At 37.1% G+C, this 21,248-nt stretch carries 21 protein-coding genes; 15 read left to right on the top strand and 6 right to left on the bottom strand.

Features of this window, described 5'->3' with window-relative positions:
- The first annotated feature begins 115 nt into the window (after positions 1-115).
- Positions 116-490, top strand: a complete 375-nt coding sequence (locus KI369_RS09440) for a hypothetical protein (RefSeq protein ID WP_212955786.1) — start codon at positions 116-118, stop codon at positions 488-490.
- Positions 491-530: 40 nt separating this feature from the next.
- On the opposite strand, the gene pepQ is transcribed toward KI369_RS09440, so the two are convergent.
- On the bottom strand, positions 531-1,628 hold the full coding sequence (gene pepQ, locus KI369_RS09435) for a Xaa-Pro dipeptidase (RefSeq protein WP_000994026.1): 1,098 nt from the start codon (positions 1,626-1,628) through the stop codon (positions 531-533).
- 149 nt (positions 1,629-1,777) lie between these two features.
- Here pepQ and KI369_RS09430 point away from each other — a divergent pair, with 149 nt between their 5' ends.
- Positions 1,778-2,461 carry a metal-dependent hydrolase gene (locus KI369_RS09430; RefSeq protein ID WP_212955785.1) on the top strand — a complete coding sequence of 228 codons (684 nt, stop codon included), beginning with the start codon at positions 1,778-1,780 and terminating at the stop codon, positions 2,459-2,461.
- Between the two features lie 40 nt (positions 2,462-2,501).
- On the opposite strand, the gene KI369_RS09425 is transcribed toward KI369_RS09430, so the two are convergent.
- Entirely contained in the window at positions 2,502-2,663 is a 162-nt protein-coding gene (locus tag KI369_RS09425; protein WP_212955784.1) for a hypothetical protein, read from the bottom strand.
- Positions 2,664-2,907: 244 nt separating this feature from the next.
- On the opposite strand from KI369_RS09425, the gene KI369_RS09420 reads away from it, so the two are divergent.
- The 4 genes from KI369_RS09420 to KI369_RS09405 all read left to right on the top strand — a co-directional run bounded on the left by KI369_RS09420 (position 2,908) and on the right by KI369_RS09405 (position 6,131).
- Positions 2,908-4,221, top strand: coding sequence for a CBS domain-containing protein (locus KI369_RS09420; protein WP_098545481.1), 1,314 nt, complete (start codon positions 2,908-2,910; stop codon positions 4,219-4,221).
- Between the two features lie 167 nt (positions 4,222-4,388).
- Complete coding sequence (locus KI369_RS09415; protein ID WP_212955783.1) at positions 4,389-4,691, top strand: hypothetical protein; 303 nt, start codon at positions 4,389-4,391, stop codon at positions 4,689-4,691.
- 147 nt (positions 4,692-4,838) lie between these two features.
- A complete protein-coding gene (locus KI369_RS09410) occupies positions 4,839-5,780 on the top strand; it encodes a phosphotransferase enzyme family protein (protein ID WP_212955782.1) in 942 nt (313 codons plus the stop codon).
- Between the two features lie 87 nt (positions 5,781-5,867).
- Positions 5,868-6,131 (top strand): DUF3949 domain-containing protein, encoded by a 264-nt coding sequence (locus tag KI369_RS09405; RefSeq protein ID WP_049111430.1) that lies wholly within the window; start codon positions 5,868-5,870, stop codon positions 6,129-6,131.
- Positions 6,132-6,138: 7 nt separating this feature from the next.
- On the opposite strand, the gene KI369_RS09400 is transcribed toward KI369_RS09405, so the two are convergent.
- Positions 6,139-6,444, bottom strand: coding sequence for a YtpI family protein (locus KI369_RS09400; RefSeq protein WP_212955781.1), 306 nt, complete (start codon positions 6,442-6,444; stop codon positions 6,139-6,141).
- Between the two features lie 160 nt (positions 6,445-6,604).
- Here KI369_RS09400 and KI369_RS09395 point away from each other — a divergent pair, with 160 nt between their 5' ends.
- Positions 6,605-7,537 (top strand): DHH family phosphoesterase, encoded by a 933-nt coding sequence (locus tag KI369_RS09395; protein ID WP_212955780.1) that lies wholly within the window; start codon positions 6,605-6,607, stop codon positions 7,535-7,537.
- Positions 7,538-7,584: 47 nt separating this feature from the next.
- Here KI369_RS09395 and ytrI read toward each other — a convergent pair whose 3' ends face one another.
- A complete protein-coding gene (gene ytrI / locus KI369_RS09390) occupies positions 7,585-8,088 on the bottom strand; it encodes a sporulation membrane protein YtrI (protein ID WP_212955779.1) in 504 nt (167 codons plus the stop codon).
- Positions 8,085-8,498: a YtrH family sporulation protein gene (locus KI369_RS09385; RefSeq protein ID WP_002037188.1), complete on the bottom strand. Its 414-nt coding sequence runs from the start codon at positions 8,496-8,498 to the stop codon at positions 8,085-8,087. Before KI369_RS09385 ends, ytrI begins: the two co-directional genes overlap by 4 nt.
- Positions 8,499-8,540: 42 nt before the next feature.
- On the opposite strand from KI369_RS09385, the gene dnaE reads away from it, so the two are divergent.
- The 8 genes from dnaE (at position 8,541) to KI369_RS09345 (ending at position 19,369) form a co-directional block, all read left to right on the top strand.
- A complete protein-coding gene (gene dnaE, locus KI369_RS09380; protein WP_212955778.1) occupies positions 8,541-11,867 on the top strand; it encodes a DNA polymerase III subunit alpha in 3,327 nt (1,108 codons plus the stop codon).
- A 133-nt stretch (positions 11,868-12,000) separates the two neighbouring features.
- Entirely contained in the window at positions 12,001-13,209 is a 1,209-nt protein-coding gene (ystJ, locus tag KI369_RS09375; protein ID WP_001970845.1) for an NADP-dependent malic enzyme, read from the top strand.
- Between the two features lie 14 nt (positions 13,210-13,223).
- Positions 13,224-13,868: a FadR/GntR family transcriptional regulator gene (locus KI369_RS09370; RefSeq protein ID WP_212955777.1), complete on the top strand. Its 645-nt coding sequence runs from the start codon at positions 13,224-13,226 to the stop codon at positions 13,866-13,868.
- Between the two features lie 185 nt (positions 13,869-14,053).
- Positions 14,054-14,923, top strand: coding sequence for an acetyl-CoA carboxylase, carboxyltransferase subunit beta (accD, locus tag KI369_RS09365; protein WP_212955776.1), 870 nt, complete (start codon positions 14,054-14,056; stop codon positions 14,921-14,923).
- On the top strand, positions 14,911-15,885 hold the full coding sequence (accA, locus tag KI369_RS09360) for an acetyl-CoA carboxylase carboxyl transferase subunit alpha (protein ID WP_212955775.1): 975 nt from the start codon (positions 14,911-14,913) through the stop codon (positions 15,883-15,885). The genes accD and accA overlap by 13 nt, the downstream gene beginning before the upstream one ends.
- Positions 15,886-16,013: 128 nt before the next feature.
- Positions 16,014-16,973, top strand: coding sequence for a 6-phosphofructokinase (gene pfkA, locus KI369_RS09355; RefSeq protein WP_000821161.1), 960 nt, complete (start codon positions 16,014-16,016; stop codon positions 16,971-16,973).
- Positions 16,974-17,026: 53 nt separating this feature from the next.
- Complete coding sequence (gene pyk, locus KI369_RS09350; protein WP_001232676.1) at positions 17,027-18,784, top strand: pyruvate kinase; 1,758 nt, start codon at positions 17,027-17,029, stop codon at positions 18,782-18,784.
- 195 nt (positions 18,785-18,979) lie between these two features.
- Complete coding sequence (locus KI369_RS09345; RefSeq protein WP_212955774.1) at positions 18,980-19,369, top strand: FxsA family protein; 390 nt, start codon at positions 18,980-18,982, stop codon at positions 19,367-19,369.
- Positions 19,370-19,956: 587 nt separating this feature from the next.
- Here the strand turns inward: KI369_RS09345 and ytvI are convergent.
- Positions 19,957-21,075 (bottom strand): sporulation integral membrane protein YtvI, encoded by a 1,119-nt coding sequence (ytvI, locus tag KI369_RS09340; protein WP_001081377.1) that lies wholly within the window; start codon positions 21,073-21,075, stop codon positions 19,957-19,959.
- Positions 21,076-21,248 lie beyond the last annotated feature (173 nt).

Raw genomic sequence — 21,248 nt, 5'->3', positions numbered from 1 at the left:
CTTTTACGGACAGTTGATCTCCCACCTAACTTCTTTGCTTTCACCGAATTTTGAGGTGGGGGTCTTACTGCCCGTTAATGCGGGATAAATAAATGTATTTGAATGGAGGGGCATGATGAAGAGAGCATTATTCTTTTTCATTAGTATTTTCTTTTTAGGAAGCTGCTCGATTTGGTATTTTACTTTTTCTAGCGAGAGCAAAAGTTGGACGGGACAATATAAAGGCCATATTAAGGATGACAGTGAAGATGGAATGTTTACATTTCAGTATAAGGGCGGAGATGGGAATACAGAATTTAAGAATTTAGAGATTGTTATTAAGGAAGCGCTTAGTACAATGACACAAACGTCAGAAGTTCATAAAGGAGCAAGGATTGAAATGAAGTCTTCTTGTGTAAGTTGTGCACCTCTATCTAAAGATGAACCGATAGAGGTTGTGATTAAATGGGATGATAAGTATGAGGAGAAGATGGTGTTAAATTTGAAATAGTAGAGAAATAGAAAAAGGCAGCAATCACGCTGCCTTTTTATTATTTCACAAATTGTAATTCTTTCGGGAATTTCGTTAAAATTTCTGATCCGTCTTTTGTGATGTAAATATCATCTTCAATACGAACGCCACCTACGTTTGGTACGTAAATACCAGGCTCGATTGTGAAGACCATACCTTCTTTTAATGGAGATTCGTTACCAGCTTTTACATCTGGATATTCGTGGACGCTAATTCCAAGTCCGTGACCAAGGCGGTGCGGGAAGAAGTCGCCGTAACCTGCATCTGCGATAACAGAACGAGCTGCGTTATCGATTGCGCCAAGTGTAACACCTGGTTTACATGCTTCAACTGCTTGTAGTTGTCCAGCAAGTACAGTGTTGTAAATGCGAGTTTGTTCTTCAGAAATCTCGCCGAATGCCACTGTACGTGTAATGTCAGAGCAATAACCGTCAATGATTACGCCTAAATCAAATAGTACGAAATCGCCGCGTTTCATTTTGTTTGCACCTGGAATACCGTGTGGAAGAGCAGAGTTTGCACCTGCTAATACCATCGTATCAAATGACATTTTATGTATGCCTTTTGTTTTTAATTCGTGTTCAATAATTGCTAATACTTCTAGCTCGCTACGATCTTCTTTAATTGCATTTACACCAACTTCAACAGCATAGTCTGCCATTTTAGCTGCTTCGCGTAAAATAGAAAGTTCTTTTTCATCTTTAATTAAACGAAGTTCACGAACTTTTTCCTCAGCTGATTTGAAAGCTGCATTTGGAAATAGTTTTGTTAATTCTTCATAGCGCTCTACGTTTAAATGTTCTTTTTCAATTGCAACTGCATTTGCATTGATACCGCGGTCTTTAATTGCTTTTGCAATCATATCCCATGGTCTGTCAGTATCAGTAAATCCGATAATTTCATGTGCCCAGCCAGCATTACGCGCTTGACCTTCTTCCATTTTAGGACAAATTAAAATAGGCTCTTTTTCTTGGAATACAAACATACCAAGAAGTCTTTCGTGTGGTTCACAGTGGAAGTTTGTCATGTAGAAGACGTTTGGTGTAGAAGTTAAGAACGCAGCTTCTACGTTTTTTTCTTTTAGCCATTGCATTAAATTTTCTAATCTAGCATTCATCGATTGGCACCCCCGAGATATTTAATTACAAATATAACTTTAACTCGGAAGAAAGCGTTATGACAAGTAAATAGATGTTAGAAAAGACAGGGAATTGAAAAATCATGTAGAATAAAATGTGAGAATGTGAATAGGGGAGGAATGTAATAATGAAAGTATCTTATCATGGGCATTCAGTTGTAAAGATTGAAACGAATGGAAAAGTGATTTTAATTGATCCATTTTTAACGGGAAATCCGAAAACAGATTTAAAGGCTGAAGATGTAAAAGTAGATGCGATTCTTTTATCGCACGGTCATGGTGATCATGTTGGAGATACAGTAGAACTTGCGAAGAAAAATAATGCGGTTGTTGTAGCACCATTTGAACTAGCGACATTTTTAAGTTGGCAAGGTGTAAATACACATCCGATGCATATTGGTGGTTCGCATGAATTTGATTTCGGAAAAGTGAAGTTTACACAAGCATTCCACGGTTCTAGTTATATTGATGAAGAAAATAAGACGATTACATATACAGGTATGCCAGCGGGTATTTTATTTACAGCAGAAGAGAAAACTGTGTACCATGCGGGGGATACCGCTCTATTCTCTGATATGAAATTAATTGGGGAACTAAATAACATTGATGTAGCGTTTTTACCAATTGGTGATAATTTTACAATGGGACCAGAAGATGCTGTGTTAGCAGCAAAATGGGTTCAGGCGAAAACTGTTGTACCGATGCATTACAATACGTTTCCAGTAATTGAACAAGATCCATATCAATTTGTAGAAAAGCTACAAAATTGCACAGGGAAAGTATTAGAAGCTGGAGAAAGTATTACACTATAGAAAAGAAACCCTTCATTTGAAAAGACAAGTGAAGGGTTTTTTACGTGTGTAGGACAGCTTTTAAAGGTTGTACTTGTTTTGATGATTCTTTTCTTTTTGGAAGTGGTTGTTCAGGTGTTTCATTCAATTCCATTGCAACTTTTTTCCCGTCTATGAAAGCTAAAAATACAGCACCTACAACTTCTAATAATTTTTTCATCATGTATTCGCTCCTTTGTTTCATCTCTTGTCTTCATTGTATATGGAAGCGGCTGGACAAACTATCGAATGAGATGACAATACCATTACATTGTTGTAATGGAAGAAGTGGTGTAATGTAAGGCGTATTTTGTTATAAAAAAAATAGTACAGATATACAAAGAGAGAGTGTAACAGTTTTGAAAATATAGTATACTGAAAATACAACACATGAAGAATTTAGGGAAAAGAAAGTATGGTGAAACCATTTGGCTACCAAGCATAACCAAATTTTAGAACATATTAATAGCCTGCCAGTAGGCCATAAAATTTCTGTAAGACAAATTGCGAAAGATTTGAGTGTAAGTGAAGGGACAGCTTACCGTGCAATTAAAGATGCAGAAAATAAAGGATATGTTAGTACGATTGAACGTGTCGGAACAATTCGAATTGAACAAAAGAAGAAAGAGAATATTGAAAAGCTGACATACGCTGAAGTCGTTAACATTGTCGATGGTCAAGTACTTGGGGGCAGAGAGGGACTACATAAGACGTTAAATAAATTCGTAATTGGGGCAATGAAATTAGAAGCGATGATGCGCTATACAGAAGCTGGAAATTTACTTATTATCGGTAACCGTACGAACGCACATCAATTAGCGTTAGAAGCCGGAGCTGCGGTGTTAATTACGGGCGGATTTGATACGGAAGATCATGTGAAGAAATTAGCAGATGAATTAAAACTGCCGATTATTTCAAGTAGTTACGATACATTTACAGTTGCGACGTTAATTAACCGTGCAATTTACGATCAGCTTATTAAGAAAGAAATTGTACTCGTTGAAGATATTTTAACGCCAATTGAAGAAACGTTATATTTAAAGCCAAATGATACAGTACAGCAATGGCATGCGTATAACGAAGAGACGATGCACGGAAGATATCCAATTGTTGATGAAAATAAAAAGGTATTAGGTATTGTAACTTCAAAAGATATGATTGGCGTAGCGAAAGAAACACCAATTGATAAAGTGATGACAAAACATCCGATTACAGTTAACGGTAAAATGTCTGTCGCAGCTGCGGCGCGTATGATGGTGTGGGAAGGAATTGAGTTACTTCCTGTTGTTGATGAAGGAAATAAATTGCAAGGTATTATTAGCCGTCAAGATGTACTTCAGGCATTGCAAATGATTCAGCGTCAACCACAAGTTGGCGAAACAATCGATGATATTGTAACGAATCAATTTATGACGCCGAAAGAAGCGAAAAATGAACATCTATATCAATTTTCAGTGACGCCGCAAATGACGAATTCAATCGGAACGCTATCGTACGGTGTATTCGCAACAATTGTGACGGAAGCAACGAACCGCGTTATTCGTGCGCAAAAGAAAAGCGATTTAATTGTTGAAAACTTAACGATTTATTTCGTAAAACCAGTTCAAATTGACAATGTTGTATCGGTTCATCCGAAAGTATTAGAAATTGGACGTAAATTTGGTAAGGTGGATGTAGAAGTACATCATGAAGGTAATGTTGTCGGGAAAGCATTACTTATGGTGCAGTTAATCGATAAATAAAAAGATGGAGCAAGCCGCTTTGGTTTGTTCCATTTTTTTTAAGAACGCTACAGTAGGGAGTTTTTAAATTTAGTTAGCAACTGAATCTATCACGTTCTACTTCATATTTATAAATAGGGGCACGCAATCACTTGAAGATGCTGGAATAATAATTGTGGAGGTGTCGAATGGGAGTAATAGTTCTCTTTTTAGGGGTAGTATTTGCAATAACTTTTCATGTGTTAACACATAGAAGAATGGATTCAAATAAAAAGAAATTGTATGTAGTGAGTTTGGTTTTCGCTATTATTTGTTCCTTTATCCCTACAACTGGAGAAAATAAGAGCGATTTTCTTTACTTTGGTATACCAGCAGAAAATTTCATTTATTATCGCGGATGGGAATTTTCATTTAATCCATTAGGTTTTTTCTTTAACTTTATTTTGGTTTATTTGGTTTTGAAGTTAATACTTAAGCTACGTAAGAGTTAGGGTAGAGAAGTGAAAAAATAGAAGGATATGTATCAATGCGGATAGAAAGTTGGTTGTTAGTCGATTACGCTACTAATCGTTAAGAGATAACATTCGTGTAATTGGATAGGGAAACGATTCTTCACTATATGAACTAGGGGGAAAAGAATGGATTTTCACACTAAAGAGCAGTTATGTAAGCAATATAATTTAAATAGTCTTACGGAAGTTTCATTGTTGCATGGGGGAGAAAATCAAACATATATATTCGAATCGGACAAAAATAAATTTGTAGTTAGGCAGTATAGAGAAGGACGTTATATAGCTGAGCAAATAGAGGCTGAAATACACTGGTTAATAGCGATACAAAAACAAATGCTAGTACCAGAAGTAGTTGTAAATAAAAATGGTGACTGGATCACATCTGTTATGAAAGATGAAGGAAGTATCCGGTATTTTGTTGTCTTTAGGTTTATAAGTGGAAGTGAAATTATAGAACCAAAGGATAAAGATTATGAAAAGCTGGGATCATTAATGCGAAAGTTTCATGAGAAAACAAATGGAGTGCTCACAAGAGTGTCGCAAACTTGGAGAGGCTATGAAAGACCTATATATAGCGAGCAAAAGATGATTCATGAGCCTTTACAATGTTTATTAAATGCTCCTTTTTTATCTTATGAGGATAAAAATAAATGCTTGAAAATTGCAGAAAGAATACTAGAACTCACAAATTCAACTCAACTAGGAGAAAAACAATTCGTTCATGGGGATATGCATTTTGGTAATGTTCTTGTAGACAAAGAGGATTGGTATTTACTCGATTTTGATGAATGTGGATTTGGCTATAAAGAGTTTGATATTGGTGTTCCGAGATTGCATTTAATTGCTTCGGGACAGCTAGAAGAAGTATGGAGGAATTTCATGATGGGATATGGGGAAAATATTTCGGAAGCAGCCATTCGGCTTGGAACTGCTTCGAGAATTTTTTATATGGCGGGAAAGATTCCGTTAAGGCTTGATATCGAGCCTATTAGAAAAGACCCCGGTGCTTTTATTCGAAGATATGTTCAGTATGCTGAAAAAGAGTTATGTGGAGAGACGGTTGTGTAAAGAAGACAGAATAGTAATTTAATTAGGGTATATATTATGTTATAATTGTATTGTAAGAAAATGGATTTCAGGAAGGTGGTATGCATTATGTCATCAACAGTACTCTTTTTTGGTAGTATCGCACTATTTTACTTTCTTATAATGATACCGATTCAATATTTATACTTACAAGGTTTACATGAAAAAAAGAAAAAAACAGGATTATCTCAGCGAGAACTATACGAAAAAATGTCTTTTGGGGAAGAACAATTACATCTTCATGTGCAAGGCAACCCATTTAATATACCATCTGCGTTTGTCGCATATATGATTTTAAAAGTTAGAGGACGTAAAAAAGCATCACAATGTTGATGCTTTTTTACGTTGCTTCATAAGCTTCGGCTTCTTTAACTGCTAATGGTAAGAAATGTTTGTATTGGCGAAATCCATTAAATACACTTGCACTACCAAATAGAACGAATAAGACACCAACGATAATACGAGCGGTTGAAAGTTCTAAAAAGAATTGGTTTATTCCAAAGAATAAGACGAATGAACCGAGTGCCATTGCGGATTTTCCAGAGAGCCAACCTTTCTCCATCGGGCGGTTTGTACGAAAGTATTTTGTTTTGTAGAAGAGGTACAACATAAATGAGACGATAATACAGAAGACTAATACTGGCATAATGCACACTCCCATCGCTTTATGAAAAATAATAGTGGAGAAAAAAGAAATATCTAAACTTTCTAACTTTTATTATAAAGCAATTGTTCGCATGTATGAAATACTTTCCGTTATAATGGGAGATAAAGTGAAGAAGTTGAGTAAAAAGGAGATTATACATATGCATGAGCAAATTTTAGGAGCTATTAAAGAGTTTGATACAATTATTATTCACCGTCATGTACGTCCAGATCCAGATGCGTTAGGTTCACAGGGCGGTCTTGGTACCATTCTACAAGAATCGTTTCCAGAGAAAAATATTTATACGGTTGGATACAATGAACCGTCACTAGCATACTTGCGAGTAATGGATGATATTGAAGATAGTGTATATGAAAATGCACTTGTTATCGTATGTGATACTGCGAACCAAGAACGTGTTGACGATCAACGCTATGCAAAAGGGAAGATGTTAATTAAAATTGACCATCATCCAAATGAAGATCCGTACGGAGATATTACGTGGGTCGATACGACAGCAAGTTCTACAAGTGAAATGATTTATGAGTTTTACAGTTATGGAAAAGATAAAGGATTACAGATAACGAAAGAAGCAGCTCGTCTTATTTTAGCGGGTATTGTTGGGGATACAGGTCGTTTCTTATTCCCGAATACAACAGCGAAAACACTTCGTTACGTGAGTGAGCTTGTTGATATGGATGTGAAATTCACAGATTTATACAATGAAATGTATAAGACGAAAGAAAAGATTGCTCGTTTGAACGGCTATATTTTACAAAACTTTACGATGGTAGAAGAAGGAGCAGCTTACATTAAATTAGCGAAAGAAGTATTAGAAAAGTTTGATGTACTTCCTTCTGAGGCATCTGGCGTTGTTGGAGCACTTGGTAATATTGATGGATTAAAGGCGTGGGTTCTATTTTTAGAGGAAGATGACGTGATTCGTGTTCGTCTTCGCTCAAAAGGACCAGTGATAAATAAATTAGCAATGCAATATAATGGCGGAGGTCATCCGATGGCTTCTGGTGCAAAAGCATCTTCTTGGGAAGAAGCGGATCGTCTATTTGCTGATTTACGTGAGCTGTGTAGATAAGTATATATGAAAACGAAAAGAAGGAGCGGCGTTAAAGCCCTCCTTCTTTATTTTTCTTTCTCTATCGTAATGCTAATTTCAAGCACTGTATCAAAAGATATCGTATCGACTTTGAAACGGTATAGCCGATCGTAATGTTTGTATGTTTTATTTTCAATTACCTTTTTGAGTAGGTCTTTATTTTTTGCGATACTTTGTATGTTTTTCGTTAACAGATGCTGGAGGTCATTATGGATAGAAGTGGTCATATTTTCAAGTGTAAGGTTGTCTAAATCGTATTTTTCTCGATTTACAAGTTTTATTTTAATCTCTTGAATGGTTAAGAGCCGTTTATTTTCTGTATTCAATTTTTCTTGATCTTCGAGAAGAACGTGGAGCTTTGCTTCTTGTTTTTCTATAATTTCCCTTTGTTCTGCTATTTTAATAGCTTGTTCTTCTTGAAAAACACCGTATATGTACAAAAAAATAAACCAGCTCAATACACCTCCAACAGCAGCGCCAGCTAAAACTAAATACCATCTTTTTGCTGTATTGGCACTTGGTACTCTCATGCATGTTCCTGCGTTAGCCATTTAATAATAATAAGACCGGTTTGCATACCACCCGTTGCGAAAAAAATAAGGAGAATTTGTTTTACAATATCTTTCATATCCCCGCCAAAGAAACTTCTTTCAAAGCTATAAAAAGTATCAAATGTTCCGCCAATCGCTGCAACGAGTGCCCAAATTCTTAAATTTTGGGCGAACTGATTAATGTAAGTGAGAGTTGGTTTTCCAATAAGAAATGCACCAAATCCACCAATTAATGAACCACCAAGTATAACCCCAAAGGCAATAAAATAACTAATAATAAGCAGAGAGAAAAAAGTATGTTCTCTTACATCCATCGTCATTCCCCTTTCTTCTTCATATATATGGACAAAGTATAAGAAGTATGTTTTGATTTCCGCTTTCCTCTTCACCTATAATAAAAGTAGTCAGATTGGTAAAGAGAGGGTACAACAGTGAAGTTTGTGCATTTACAATGTCAAACCGTTTTTAGTTTATTAAAAAGTGCTTGTAAAATTGATGAGCTTGTAGTCAGGGCGAAAGAACTTGGTTTTTCATCACTCGCTATTACGGATGAAAATGTTATGTATGGCGTTATTCCGTTTTATAAAGCATGTAAGAAACATGGTATACAGCCTATTATCGGCTTAACAGCTTCTATTTTTAGTGAAGAAGAAGAAAGGGCTTATCCGCTTGTTTTACTTGCTGAAAATGAAATAGGCTATCAAAATTTATTAAAGATTTCTAGTAGCATTATGACAAAGTCCAAAGAAGGTATTCCGAAAAAGTGGCTTGCCCATTATGCAAAAGGATTAATTGCTATTTCACCAGGTAAAGATGGGGAAATTGAACAATTATTATTAGAAGACAAAGAGAGTCAAGCTGAAGAAGTAGCTCGCATGTATCAAAGTATGTTCGGCAATTTTTATATGAGTTTGCAGCATCATGCGATTCAAGATGAACTGCTTTTACAAGAAAAGCTGCCTGAATTTATTAATAAGGTAAATGTTCCAGTCGTTGCAACAAACGATGTACGCTACATCAATCAAAGTGACGCACTTGTTCATGAATGCTTATTATCTGTTGAAAGTGGAACGAAAATGACGGATCCAGATAGGCCTAGAATGAAAACGGATCAGTATTATTTAAAGTCAACGGATGAAATGGAAACACTATTTTCGCATGCTGAGGAAGCGATTCAAAATACAATAAAAATCGCAGAACGTTGCAGAGTAGAAATACCGTTTCATGTAAATCAATTACCGAAATTTCCTGTTCCAGCTAACGAGACGAATGATATGTATTTACGCCGCGTTTGTGAAGAAGGGTTGCAGAAACGTTATGGTACGCCGAAAGAAGTACATATACAGCGTTTGAATCATGAATTAAACGTTATTTCTAGTATGGGATTTAGTGATTATTTCCTCATCGTATGGGATTTTATGAAGTATGCGCATGAAAATAATATTTTAACAGGACCAGGACGTGGATCGGCAGCTGGTTCACTCGTTTCTTACGTATTAGAAATTACAGATATTGATCCAATTGAATATGATCTATTATTTGAAAGGTTTTTAAACCCCGAACGTGTGACACTTCCAGATATTGATATCGATTTTCCAGATATAAGACGCGATGAGATGATTCGATATGTGAAAGATAAATATGGTCAGCTTCGTGTTGCTCAAATTGTAACGTTCGGGACGCTTGCAGCGAAAGCGGCAATTAGAGATATTGCACGTGTAATGGGGCTTCCGCCACGAGATATTGACATATTCTCAAAACTTATCCCATCAAAGCTTGGTATAACGTTAAAAGATGCATATGAGGAATCGCAATCACTCCGTGAGTTCATACAAGGGAATCTTCTGCATGAGCGTGTGTTTGAAATTGCCAAACGTGTAGAAGGCTTGCCACGTCATACGTCTATTCATGCCGCGGGCGTTATTATGAGCCAAGAGCCGTTAACAGGAAGTGTTGCAATTCAAGAAGGGCATAACGATGTGTATGTTACGCAATATCCAGCAGATGCATTAGAAGAACTTGGGTTGCTCAAGATGGATTTTTTAGGATTACGTAATTTAACGCTACTTGAAAATATTATAAAGTTTATCGTGAAAAAGACAGGGACACAAATTGATATAAGAAATTTACCACTTCAAGATGAAAAGACGTTCCAATTGTTAGGTAGAGGGGATACAACGGGTGTATTCCAGCTTGAATCAGGTGGTATGCGAAATGTACTTCGCGGTTTAAAACCGAATGAATTTGAAGATATTGTCGCTGTTAACTCGTTATATAGACCAGGACCAATGGAACAAATTCCGACCTTTATTGAATCAAAGCACGGAAAAAGACAAATTGAATATTTACATCCGGACTTAAAGCCGATTTTAGAAAGAACATACGGTGTAATTGTATACCAAGAACAAATTATGCAAATTGCGTCGAAGTTGGCGGGATTCTCGCTCGGAGAAGCAGATTTATTACGCCGTGCAGTGAGTAAAAAAAATCGTGATATTTTAGATCAGGAACGTAAGCATTTTGTGCAAGGTTGTTTACAAAATGGTTATGACGAGACATCCGCGGAGAAAATTTATGATTTAATTGTAAGATTTGCGAATTACGGTTTTAACCGAAGTCATGCTGTAGCCTACAGTATGATTGGGTATCAGCTTGCTTACTTAAAAGCGAATTATACCCTGGAATTTATGACAGCATTATTATCAAGTGCAATTGGAAATGAAGATAAGATTGTACAGTATATACGAGAAACAAAACGGAAAGGTTTTCACGTTTTACCGCCGTCTCTTCAGAGAAGTGGTTACAATTTCCAAATAGAAGGAAATGCGATACGTTACAGCTTACTTTCCATTCGAAACATCGGAATGGCTACAGTGACGGCTTTGTTAGAAGAGCGAGAGAAAAAAATGTTTGAAGATTTATTCGAATTTTGTCTTCGCATGCCATCAAAGTTTGTAACAGAGCGAAATTTAGAGGCGTTCGTCTGGTCTGGGTGTTTTGATGATTTTGGTGTTTCGAGAACGAATTTATGGAAAAGCCTTAAAGGAGCGTTAGAGTACGCAAATCTTGCACGTGATTTAGGAGATGCTGTTCCAAAATCAAAATACGTGCAAGGAGAAGAGCTCTCTTTTATTGAACAGTTAAATAAAGAGAAAGAAGTACTAGGTTTTTATTTATCAAGCTATCCGACAGCGCAGTATGTGAAGTTAGCGAAAGAATTAGAAATTCCATCTCTCGCTCAGGCAATGCGACATAAGAAAAAAGTACAAAGGGCTATCGTGTATATAACAAGCGTGAGAGTGATTCGTACGAAAAAGTTGCAAAAGATGGCGTTTATTACATTTTGTGATCAAAATGATGAAATGGAAGCAGTCCTTTTTCCCGAAACGTATATACATTTCTCAGATAAGTTACAAGAAGGAGCAATTGTTTTAGTTGACGGCATGATTGAGCTTAGAAATCATAAGTTGCAATGGATTGTAAATGGATTATATCCATTAGAAGAAATGGATGTGTATGAAGAAAAGAAAGACGCATCTGTTTACGTGAAATTGTCATCTCAGTATGAGAAAAAACTTTTAAATCAGGTTACTAAAATATTGTTTGACTATTCGGGTTTTGCGAAAGTACTAATTTATTATGAAAAGGAACATAAAATGGTACAATTATCTCGAAGTTTATCGATTCATCCAAGTGAAGAATGTTTAGGAGCACTTCGTGAAATTGTCGGGGAAGAAAATGTAGTTGTGAAAATATAATGGACAATTTCCCTACACTTCGATTATTATAGTAGTAGTGTTCGTGGTCAGACCACTTGGAGAAATTGATATCAGCAAGAATAATTTGAGGAGAGTGGATAGTTTGTCAACACTTCGTGAAGAAGCACTTCACATGCATAAAGTGCATCAAGGAAAATTAGAAACTGTATCAAAAGTAAAAGTAGAAAATGCAAAAGATTTAAGTCTTGCATATTCTCCAGGGGTTGCAGAACCTTGTAAGGAAATTTATGACGATAAAAGTAAGGTATATGAATATACGATGAAGGGAAATATGGTAGCAGTTGTGACAGATGGAACAGCTGTACTTGGTCTTGGTAACATTGGACCTGAAGCATCTCTTCCAGTAATGGAAGGTAAAGCTGTATTATTCAAGAGCTTTGCTGGTGTAGATGCATTCCCAATTGCCTTAAATACAAACGATGTAGATAAAATTGTTGAAACTGTAAAATTAATGGAGCCAACTTTTGGCGGCGTTAACTTAGAGGATATCGCAGCACCAAACTGCTTCATTATTGAAGAACGTTTGAAAAAAGAAACAAATATTCCTATCTTCCATGATGATCAACACGGAACAGCTATCGTAACAGTAGCAGGTCTTGTGAACGCGCTGAAATTAGTTGGAAAGAAAATGTCTGACATTAAAGTTGTCGCAAATGGCGCAGGTGCAGCAGGTATTGCAATTATTAAACTTTTATATCGCTATGGTGTACGCGACATTATTATGTGTGACCGTAAAGGGGCAATCTATGATGGTCGTCCTACAGGTATGAATCCGGTGAAGGATGAAGTTGCAAAATATACAAATAAGAATCGTATCGAAGGTTCTTTAGCTGATGTTGTACAAGGTGCGGACGTATTCATTGGTGTATCTGCAGAAGGTGCATTAACAGAAGAGATGGTTCGTACAATGAATGACGATGCAATTATTTTTGCAATGGCGAATCCAGTTCCAGAAATTATGCCAGAATTGGCAAAAGCAGCGGGCGCAGCTGTTGTTGGAACGGGTCGTTCTGACTTCGCGAACCAAGTAAATAATGTACTAGCGTTCCCTGGTATTTTCCGTGGTGCACTTGACGTACATGCGACACAAATTAACGAAGAAATGAAGATGGCAGCTGTACAGGCTATTGCTGAGCTTGTAGCAGAAGATGAGTTAAATGCAGACTATATCATTCCGGCACCGTTTGACGCGCGTGTAGCGCCTCAAGTGGCAGCTTACGTTGCGAAAGCTGCAATGGAGACAGGAGTAGCTCGCCGTCAAGTAGATCCAAACGAAGTTGCTGAGAAAACAAAACAATTAGCGCTGATTGGTAAAGAATAAGCGAGGAATTTCTATTGACATCATCAAATACAAAAGTATATCTCGAAATTGTAAAAAAAATCCGTTCCATTATGGAAGAAGATGGATTGGTAGCGGGGGATCGTTTGCCGTCTGAGCGTGAGTTAAGTTCACGTTTAAACGTAGGGCGTTCCTCGGTAAGAGAAGCATTGCGTGCTTTAGAACTAGTAGGATTGATTGAAACGAGACGTGGTGAAGGGACGTTTATTCGAAACTTTTACGATAACGGTCTTGTACAATTGATTGCGCCGTTCTTGCTGCAAGATGAGAAAACAATTCGTGATTTATTACAAACAAAACGATTGCTTGAGAAAGATATGATTCGAATTGTATGTAATTTACCGAAAGAAACGTTTTCTAAAGTGCTAAGAAAATTACATCAAGTGCTTGAAGGAAATGAAAACTCAATTCCGATGCTTCATCAAACGTTCTTTAAAACACTTATTGAACAAGTCGATAATTATTTACTATATCGCATTTGGATGATCGTAAATGATTACGTATCAACTCTTTCTTGTAAAGTTTCAGGGAATTCTATCGATATGTATAGAAAGCTTTACGCTACTTTGGAAGAAAAACAAGAAAATGATGCACTAAAAATTTACGATGAATTAGTAGAGAATATACAGTTTCACTCGTAATGTATAAAATTTGTCGAAATGACCATGACACGTTATGACAAACATTCTATCGCGTAGCGGTTAAAGTTAAACGTAAAGAGTGAGGTTATTAGACAGATTGAGAAGATAAGGCTAACATCAAACTTTGGTGTTAGCCCAATTTTCTTCTTGCGCTAACCTTAGCTCTCAACGAAGGGGGTCAAATTGTGCTAAGAGATTTATTCGTGAAAAAGAAAAAGTACGCTGCAATACCTTCAGAACAAGTACGAAAAGACGTACCAGATGGCGTTATGACAAAATGTCCGAAATGTAAAAAAATCATGTATACGAAAGAGCTTCTAAAAAATTTAAAAGTATGTGTGAACTGTGGATATCATCATCCTATGAATGCATGGGAACGTCTTGATAGTATATTAGACGAAGGGTCATTCCGTGAGTGTGACAAAGAAATGGTTTCATTAAATCCACTCGAGTTTCCAGGGTATGAAGAGAAACTAGAGAGCGATCGTAAGAAGACTGAATTGAACGAAGCGGTTGTAACTGGTGAAGGAACAATTGATGACATGCTTGTTGTTGTTGCAGTAATGGATTCTCGTTTTCGAATGGGGAGCATGGGCTCTGTTGTAGGAGAAAAAATTGCCCGTGCGGTTGAAAAGGCATACGACTTACAAGTTCCATTTATTATCTTTACTGCTTCGGGTGGTGCCCGCATGCAAGAAGGGATATTAAGTTTAATGCAAATGGCAAAAACAAGCGTAGCTTTGAAAAAGCATAGTAATGCAGGAGGATTATTTATTTCTGTTATGACTCACCCAACGACGGGCGGGGTTTCAGCGAGTTTCGCTTCACTTGGTGATTATAATCTTGCAGAACCAGGGGCACTTATCGGATTTGCTGGTAGACGTGTAATTGAACAAACAGTGCGTGAGAAACTACCGGAAGACTTCCAAACGGCAGAATTCTTACTAGAACATGGTCAATTAGATGCCGTGGTGCATCGTGATGATATGAGAGAATCACTTCGCAAGATTTTAGAAGTTCATCAAGGAGGGGAAATGGCTGTATGGCAGAGCTAGAATTTGAGAAACCAGTTGTTGAGCTAAGAAATAAGATTCGTGAACTGAAAGACTATACGAAAAACAGCCAGATGGATTTCAGTGAGGAGATTCGTATTTTGGAAGACAAGCTAGAAAATTTAGAGGAAGATATATACGGCAATATGAAAGTATGGGACCGTGTTCAAATTGCTCGTCATGCTGAACGACCGACAACGCTCGATTATATTGAGCACTTATTTACTGATTTTTTTGAATGTCATGGAGATCGTCTATTTGGCGATGATGCAGCGATTGTCGGCGGCATTGCGAAATATAAGGGAATGCCTGTAACTGTAATTGGGCATCAACGCGGGAAAGATACGAAAGAAAATATTCGCCGTAATTTTGGGATGCCTCATCCAGAAGGATACCGAAAAGCATTACGTTTAATGAAGCAGGCGGAAAAGTTCAATCGTCCAATTATTTGTTTTATTGATACGAAAGGAGCTTATCCTGGTAAAGCTGCTGAAGAACGTGGTCAAAGTGAAGCTATTGCCCGTAATTTATTTGAAATGGCAGGTTTAACGGTACCTGTTATTTGTATCGTTATCGGCGAAGGTGGTAGTGGTGGTGCGTTAGGTCTTGGGGTAGGGGATTACATTCATATGCTAGAAAATTCCACTTATTCTGTTATTACACCAGAGGGGGCAGCGGCAATTCTTTGGAAAGATGCAGGAAAAGCAAAGGAAGCTGCAGAAGCGATGAGAATTACAGCTGCGGACTTGAAAGAATTAGGTGTAATTGACGAAATTATTCCAGAGACAAAAGGTGGAGCACACCGTAATGTGTTGAAACAATCAGAAAATATAGATTTAATGCTTAGAAAAACTTTTGAACAATTAAACGGAATTTCGAAAGATGAATTAATCGAAAAACGTTATGAAAAATATATGAAAATTGGGCAAGTTTCGTTTTCAAACGCTTCCATTGGGATAAAATAAGAAAAGCGTGCGTTCCTCTTCGCGAATGCACGTTTTTATTATGAAAAGACACATCTTCTCCATTGTGTTTTTATATTTTTTCGTGTTATTTTATTATAAGGCAAATAATCTTTATGAGGTGAGTACAAATGAAACGTATTGGTGTATTAACAAGTGGTGGAGATTCACCTGGTATGAATGCTGCCATTCGTGCAGTTGTTCGTAAAGCGATTTTCCATGATATTGAAGTATATGGTATTTACCATGGATACGCTGGTTTAATTTCTGGTCATATTGAAAAATTAGAACTTGGTTCTGTTGGCGATATTATCCACCGTGGTGGTACAAAATTATATACAGCAAGATGTCCTGAGTTTAAAGATCCAGAAGTACGACTAAAAGGTATCGAGCAATTAAAGAAACACGGTATCGAAGGACTTGTTGTTATTGGTGGAGATGGTTCTTACCAAGGTGCTAAAAAATTAACTGAACAAGGATTCCCATGTGTTGGTGTACCAGGTACAATCGACAATGATATTCCTGGAACAGATTTCACAATTGGTTTCGATACAGCTTTAAATACTGTTATTGATGCAATTGATAAAATTCGTGACACAGCTACATCTCATGAACGTACATATGTTATCGAAGTAATGGGACGTCATGCTGGAGATATCGCATTATGGGCTGGTTTAGCTGATGGTGCTGAAACAATTTTAATTCCAGAAGAAGAGTATGACATGGAAGATGTTATTGCTCGTCTGAAGCGCGGTAGTGAACGTGGTAAAAAACACAGTATTATCATTGTGGCTGAAGGTGTTGGAAGTGCAATTGACATCGGTAAGCATATTGAAGAAGCAACAAACTTTGATACTCGTGTAACTGTGTTAGGTCACGTACAACGTGGTGGATCACCAAGTGCACAAGACCGTGTATTAGCAAGTCGTCTTGGCGCAAGAGCAGTTGAATTATTAATTGCTGGTAAAGGTGGACGTTGTGTAGGTATTCAAGATAACAAACTTGTTGATCATGACATTATCGAAGCGTTAGCTCAAAAGCATACAATCGATAAAGATATGTATCAATTATCTAAAGAATTATCCATCTAATCGGCTTAATGTCGGATATTTGGGAACGGTTTCATAATTTTCGGAGGTGCAATATGCGTAAAACTAAAATTGTATGTACTATAGGTCCTGCTAGTGAAAGTATTGAAAAATTAGAACAATTAATCGAAGCGGGTATGAACGTTGCTCGTTTAAACTTCTCTCACGGTAGTCATGAAGAGCACGGCGCTCGTATTAAAAACATTCGTGAAGCTTCAAAGAAAACTGGTAAAACAGTTGGTATCTTACTTGATACAAAAGGTCCAGAAATCCGTACTCACGACTTCGTAGACGGACAAGCTGAGCTTGTAACAGGTGCAGAAGTAGTTCTTTCTACTGAGCAAGTATTAGGTACTGCAGAGAAGTTCTCTGTATCTTATGCTGGTCTTTATGACGATGTAGACCCAGGTTCTCGTATTCTAATCGATGACGGTCTTATCGAACTAGAAGTAATCGAAAAAGCTGACGGAAACATCCGTACAAAAGTTCTTAACAGCGGAACTGTAAAAAATAAAAAAGGTGTTAACGTACCAAACGTAAGCATTAAGCTTCCTGGTATCACTGAAAAAGACGTAAAAGATATCATTTTCGGTATCGAGCAAAAAGTTGATTTCATCGCAGCTTCATTCGTGCGTAAAGCGTCTGACGTATTAGAAATCCGTGAATTATTAGAAGAGCATAACGCTCAATACATCCAAATCGTACCAAAAATCGAAAACCAAGAGGGTATCGACAACATCGATTCAATCTTAGAAGTTTCTGACGGTTTAATGGTAGCTCGTGGTGATATGGGTGTAGAAATTCCACCAGAAGAAGTACCATTAGTACAAAAACGTCTAATCAAAAAATGTAACGTGTTAGGTAAACCAGTTATTACTGCAACGCAAATGTTAGATTCTATGCAACGTAACCCACGTCCAACTCGTGCGGAAGCAAGTGACGTAGCTAACGCAATCTTCGATGGTACAGATGCAATCATGCTTTCAGGTGAAACAGCTGCTGGTCAATACCCAGTAGAAGCAGTAACAATGATGGCTAACATTGCAGTACGTGTTGAAAAATCATTACAATATGAAGATATGTTCAAAAAACGTATTAAAGAGTTCACTCCAACAATTACAGATGCAATTAGCCAATCTGTTGCGCATACAGCACTTGCTCTTGATGTAGCTGCAATCGTAGCTCCAACAGAAAGTGGATATACTGCGAAAATGATCTCTAAATACCGTCCAAAATCTCCAATCGTAGCTGTAACATCTGACGAGCAAGTAGGACGTCGTCTTGCACTTGTTTGGGGTGTACAAGCATTTATGGCTGGAAAACGTGCAGCGTCTACTGACGAAATGTTAGATACTGCAATTCAAACAGGTATGGATGCAGGTCTAATCGGACTTGGAGACACTGTAGTAATCACTGCTGGTGTTCCGGTTGCTGAAACTGGTACAACAAACTTAATGAAAATCCATGTTGTTGGTGAAGAAGTTGCAAAAGGACAAGGAATTGGTCGTAAAGCTGCAAAAGGTAAAGTAGTTGTAGCGAAAACAGCTGCTGAAGCTGTAGCGAACGTAAACAAAGGTGATATCCTTGTTACAACAAGCACTGATAAAGATATGATTCCTGCAATCGAAAAAGCTGCTGCTCTAGTTGTAGAAGAAGGCGGTCTAACAAGCCACGCGGCTGTTGTAGGTGTATCAATCGGTATTCCTGTTATCGTTGGTGTAAACGGCGTAACAGCAACTTTAAAAAATGGCCAAGAAGTAACAGTTGATGCGGCACGCGGAATTGTTTATAATGGACATGCGGAAGTGCTATAAGTAATACGGAGAGAAGGATCGGAGTCCTTCTCTTTTTTTTACACAAAAACGAGACAGAACTAGCTTGAAACCCCTGAAATTACTATTAAACGCCGTTTGTTACGAGGTTTAATAGGTAAAGTTGCTTAGTTTCTGTTTGATGTATATGGGCGCTCTTGGGGTGTTTAAAGTGATGCGTGAGAGGAGTGTAGAACTATGAAGTGGTTACTATTCTTGTTTATTTTAATACCGGCGATTGAGATTACAGTCTTAATTGGATCGAGTCATGTAATAGGTTTATGGTCTACGTTCGCTATGATTGTATTTACGGGTGTTGTAGGTGTGTATTTGGCGAAAAGGCAAGGATTTAAAGTGCTTGGAGAGATTCAATCTAAGTTGAATAGAGGAGAAATGCCAGGAGGGGCAGTACTTGATGGTATTTTTATCTTTGTAGGAGGTATTCTTTTGGTACTTCCTGGATATGTAACGGATATAATAGGTTTTGTCTTCGTTATCCCGATGACGAGGGCTTTATTGAAGCCGTTTGTTATGAAGTGGATAGAATGGAAGTTTAGAAAGAATTCTACTATTATTGTGCAAAAATAGTGCTTAGATTATAGCGATCTAAGCACTATTTTTTTCTGTAAAAGGATGAGAGGGATGATTAAAGGTCCGTTAATTAAAATTTGGTGAGTGTGGAGGGGATAGGTGGGTCCGATTGGTGAAGATTAATAATGAGTGGGGGACAAAATCCCTAAAGGTAAAGTTTTATTTGCTGTATATTTTTCGATTGGATTTGTGATTTGAGGAGTTGGTAGCTCTTAATGAGTGCAACTTAAGAAAAAGATCTGAACTTAAGTTTGTTTTGTATATAAAAAGAATCAGTTGGTTCGGAAAAGTTGAAAGAGAGCAGTGAAATGCTTAGTTTAAGTCTAATTCTATGGCGATTTGTATATTTATTCATTTACATAAAAAGTAATAAATGTAAGTAATAATTATAGAGTTAATAGAATAAATATGTAAAAATAACTCGAAATATACGTTATTATGCAAAAAAACAAGAGAATTATCCTGTTTTTAGGGCAATTCTCTTGTTGTATGTAATGAGTGTGAAAAATAAGTACAAGGAATAATCAGTGGGAAATTCCCACTGATTACATGTAAGTTTTTTGGTGTATATGAATTAGAAACCATTATTTTGAAGGTGAGCCTTTAATATATTTCCACAAATCATGGAATACACGAGCTTTGTGCAATGTATTAAGTAATACTAAGGTGACTGGACCGATGATTAATCCTAAAAAGCCAAAAAGCTTAAAGCCGACAAATAGAGCAATCAGTGTTGCTAATGGATCGAGGCCGATATTAGATGAAAGTACTTTAGGCTCCATAATTTGTCTTTGGACAATCACGACGATGTATAAGATGAGAAGACCGATGGCGAAAGCGGTGTCGCCAGTGAAAAATACGTATATAACCCAAGGAACGAAGACAGCGCCTGTTCCTAAATACGGGAGTAAATCTACAACCCCTGTAATAATGGCGATAGTAATGGCGTATGGTACGCGTAATATTAAAAGGCCAATTAGTACAATAACAGTTGTCATAGATACGAGTGTAAGTTGCGCTTTAACGAAACCGAATAAAGCTTTTCTTAAATCGACAAAAATAGTTTTTCCATAGCCATGAACACGATTGGGCAAAAATTTTCTTACTTTCTGAGCAAGACGGTGCCAATCGTAACTAATGAAGAAAGTGGCTAATAAAACGAATACAAGGACAGTTAAAGTTGTTGGTAATGCACTAATGAAATTTGTTAACCCGCTTATAATTGCAGTTAAAAGTTCTTTCATTTGTGTCGTTGCTTCGGTTCCTAAGTTTTGAATGTTTTGTGTAATCGTATAGCGCTGTGGTTCCCCAAGATGATTAAATTTAGAAATTAAATCATCATAGAGAGGCATAATATGATTAAGTGCAAATTGTTGAGCAAATGCAACGATATCCGGAAACTTTACTGTAACAAGTTGTAGTAAGTATGTTGTGGCAGATATTGCTTCTGTTACAAGATATGTAACGAGTCCGACGATAGCTCCGAATACGAGAATTAAGCTAACGAGTACTGCTAGTGCGCGAGGAAATTGTAGTTTTTGATTAAGGAAATTGACGACAGGATTAATCAAATAAGCAAATGCGAAAGCGATAATAAAAGGGTAGATAAGTCCTGACATATATAGTAATGCATAGAACCCGGCTACCGTTGCTACAATGACAAATATGAGTCGCAATATCATATATAGTAAGTTTCGGTTCAAAGATGTATACCTCCCATTCCAATTTGGATTATCCTAATTCGTTCAACTTATAACGAGTGTGCCCCACTGATTAAAGTTTCACTTTACCCCGCATTAACGGGCAGTAAATCTCCTACCCAAAGTGCGGCTGGATTAAAGGAGTTAGATGGGGATAAACTGCCCGTAAAAGCCCG

Source organism: Bacillus sanguinis, from assembly GCF_018332475.1.
In the GTDB taxonomy this organism is placed as follows: domain Bacteria; phylum Bacillota; class Bacilli; order Bacillales; family Bacillaceae_G; genus Bacillus_A; species Bacillus_A sanguinis.
This window is presented reverse-complemented; position numbering and strand designations above follow the sequence as displayed.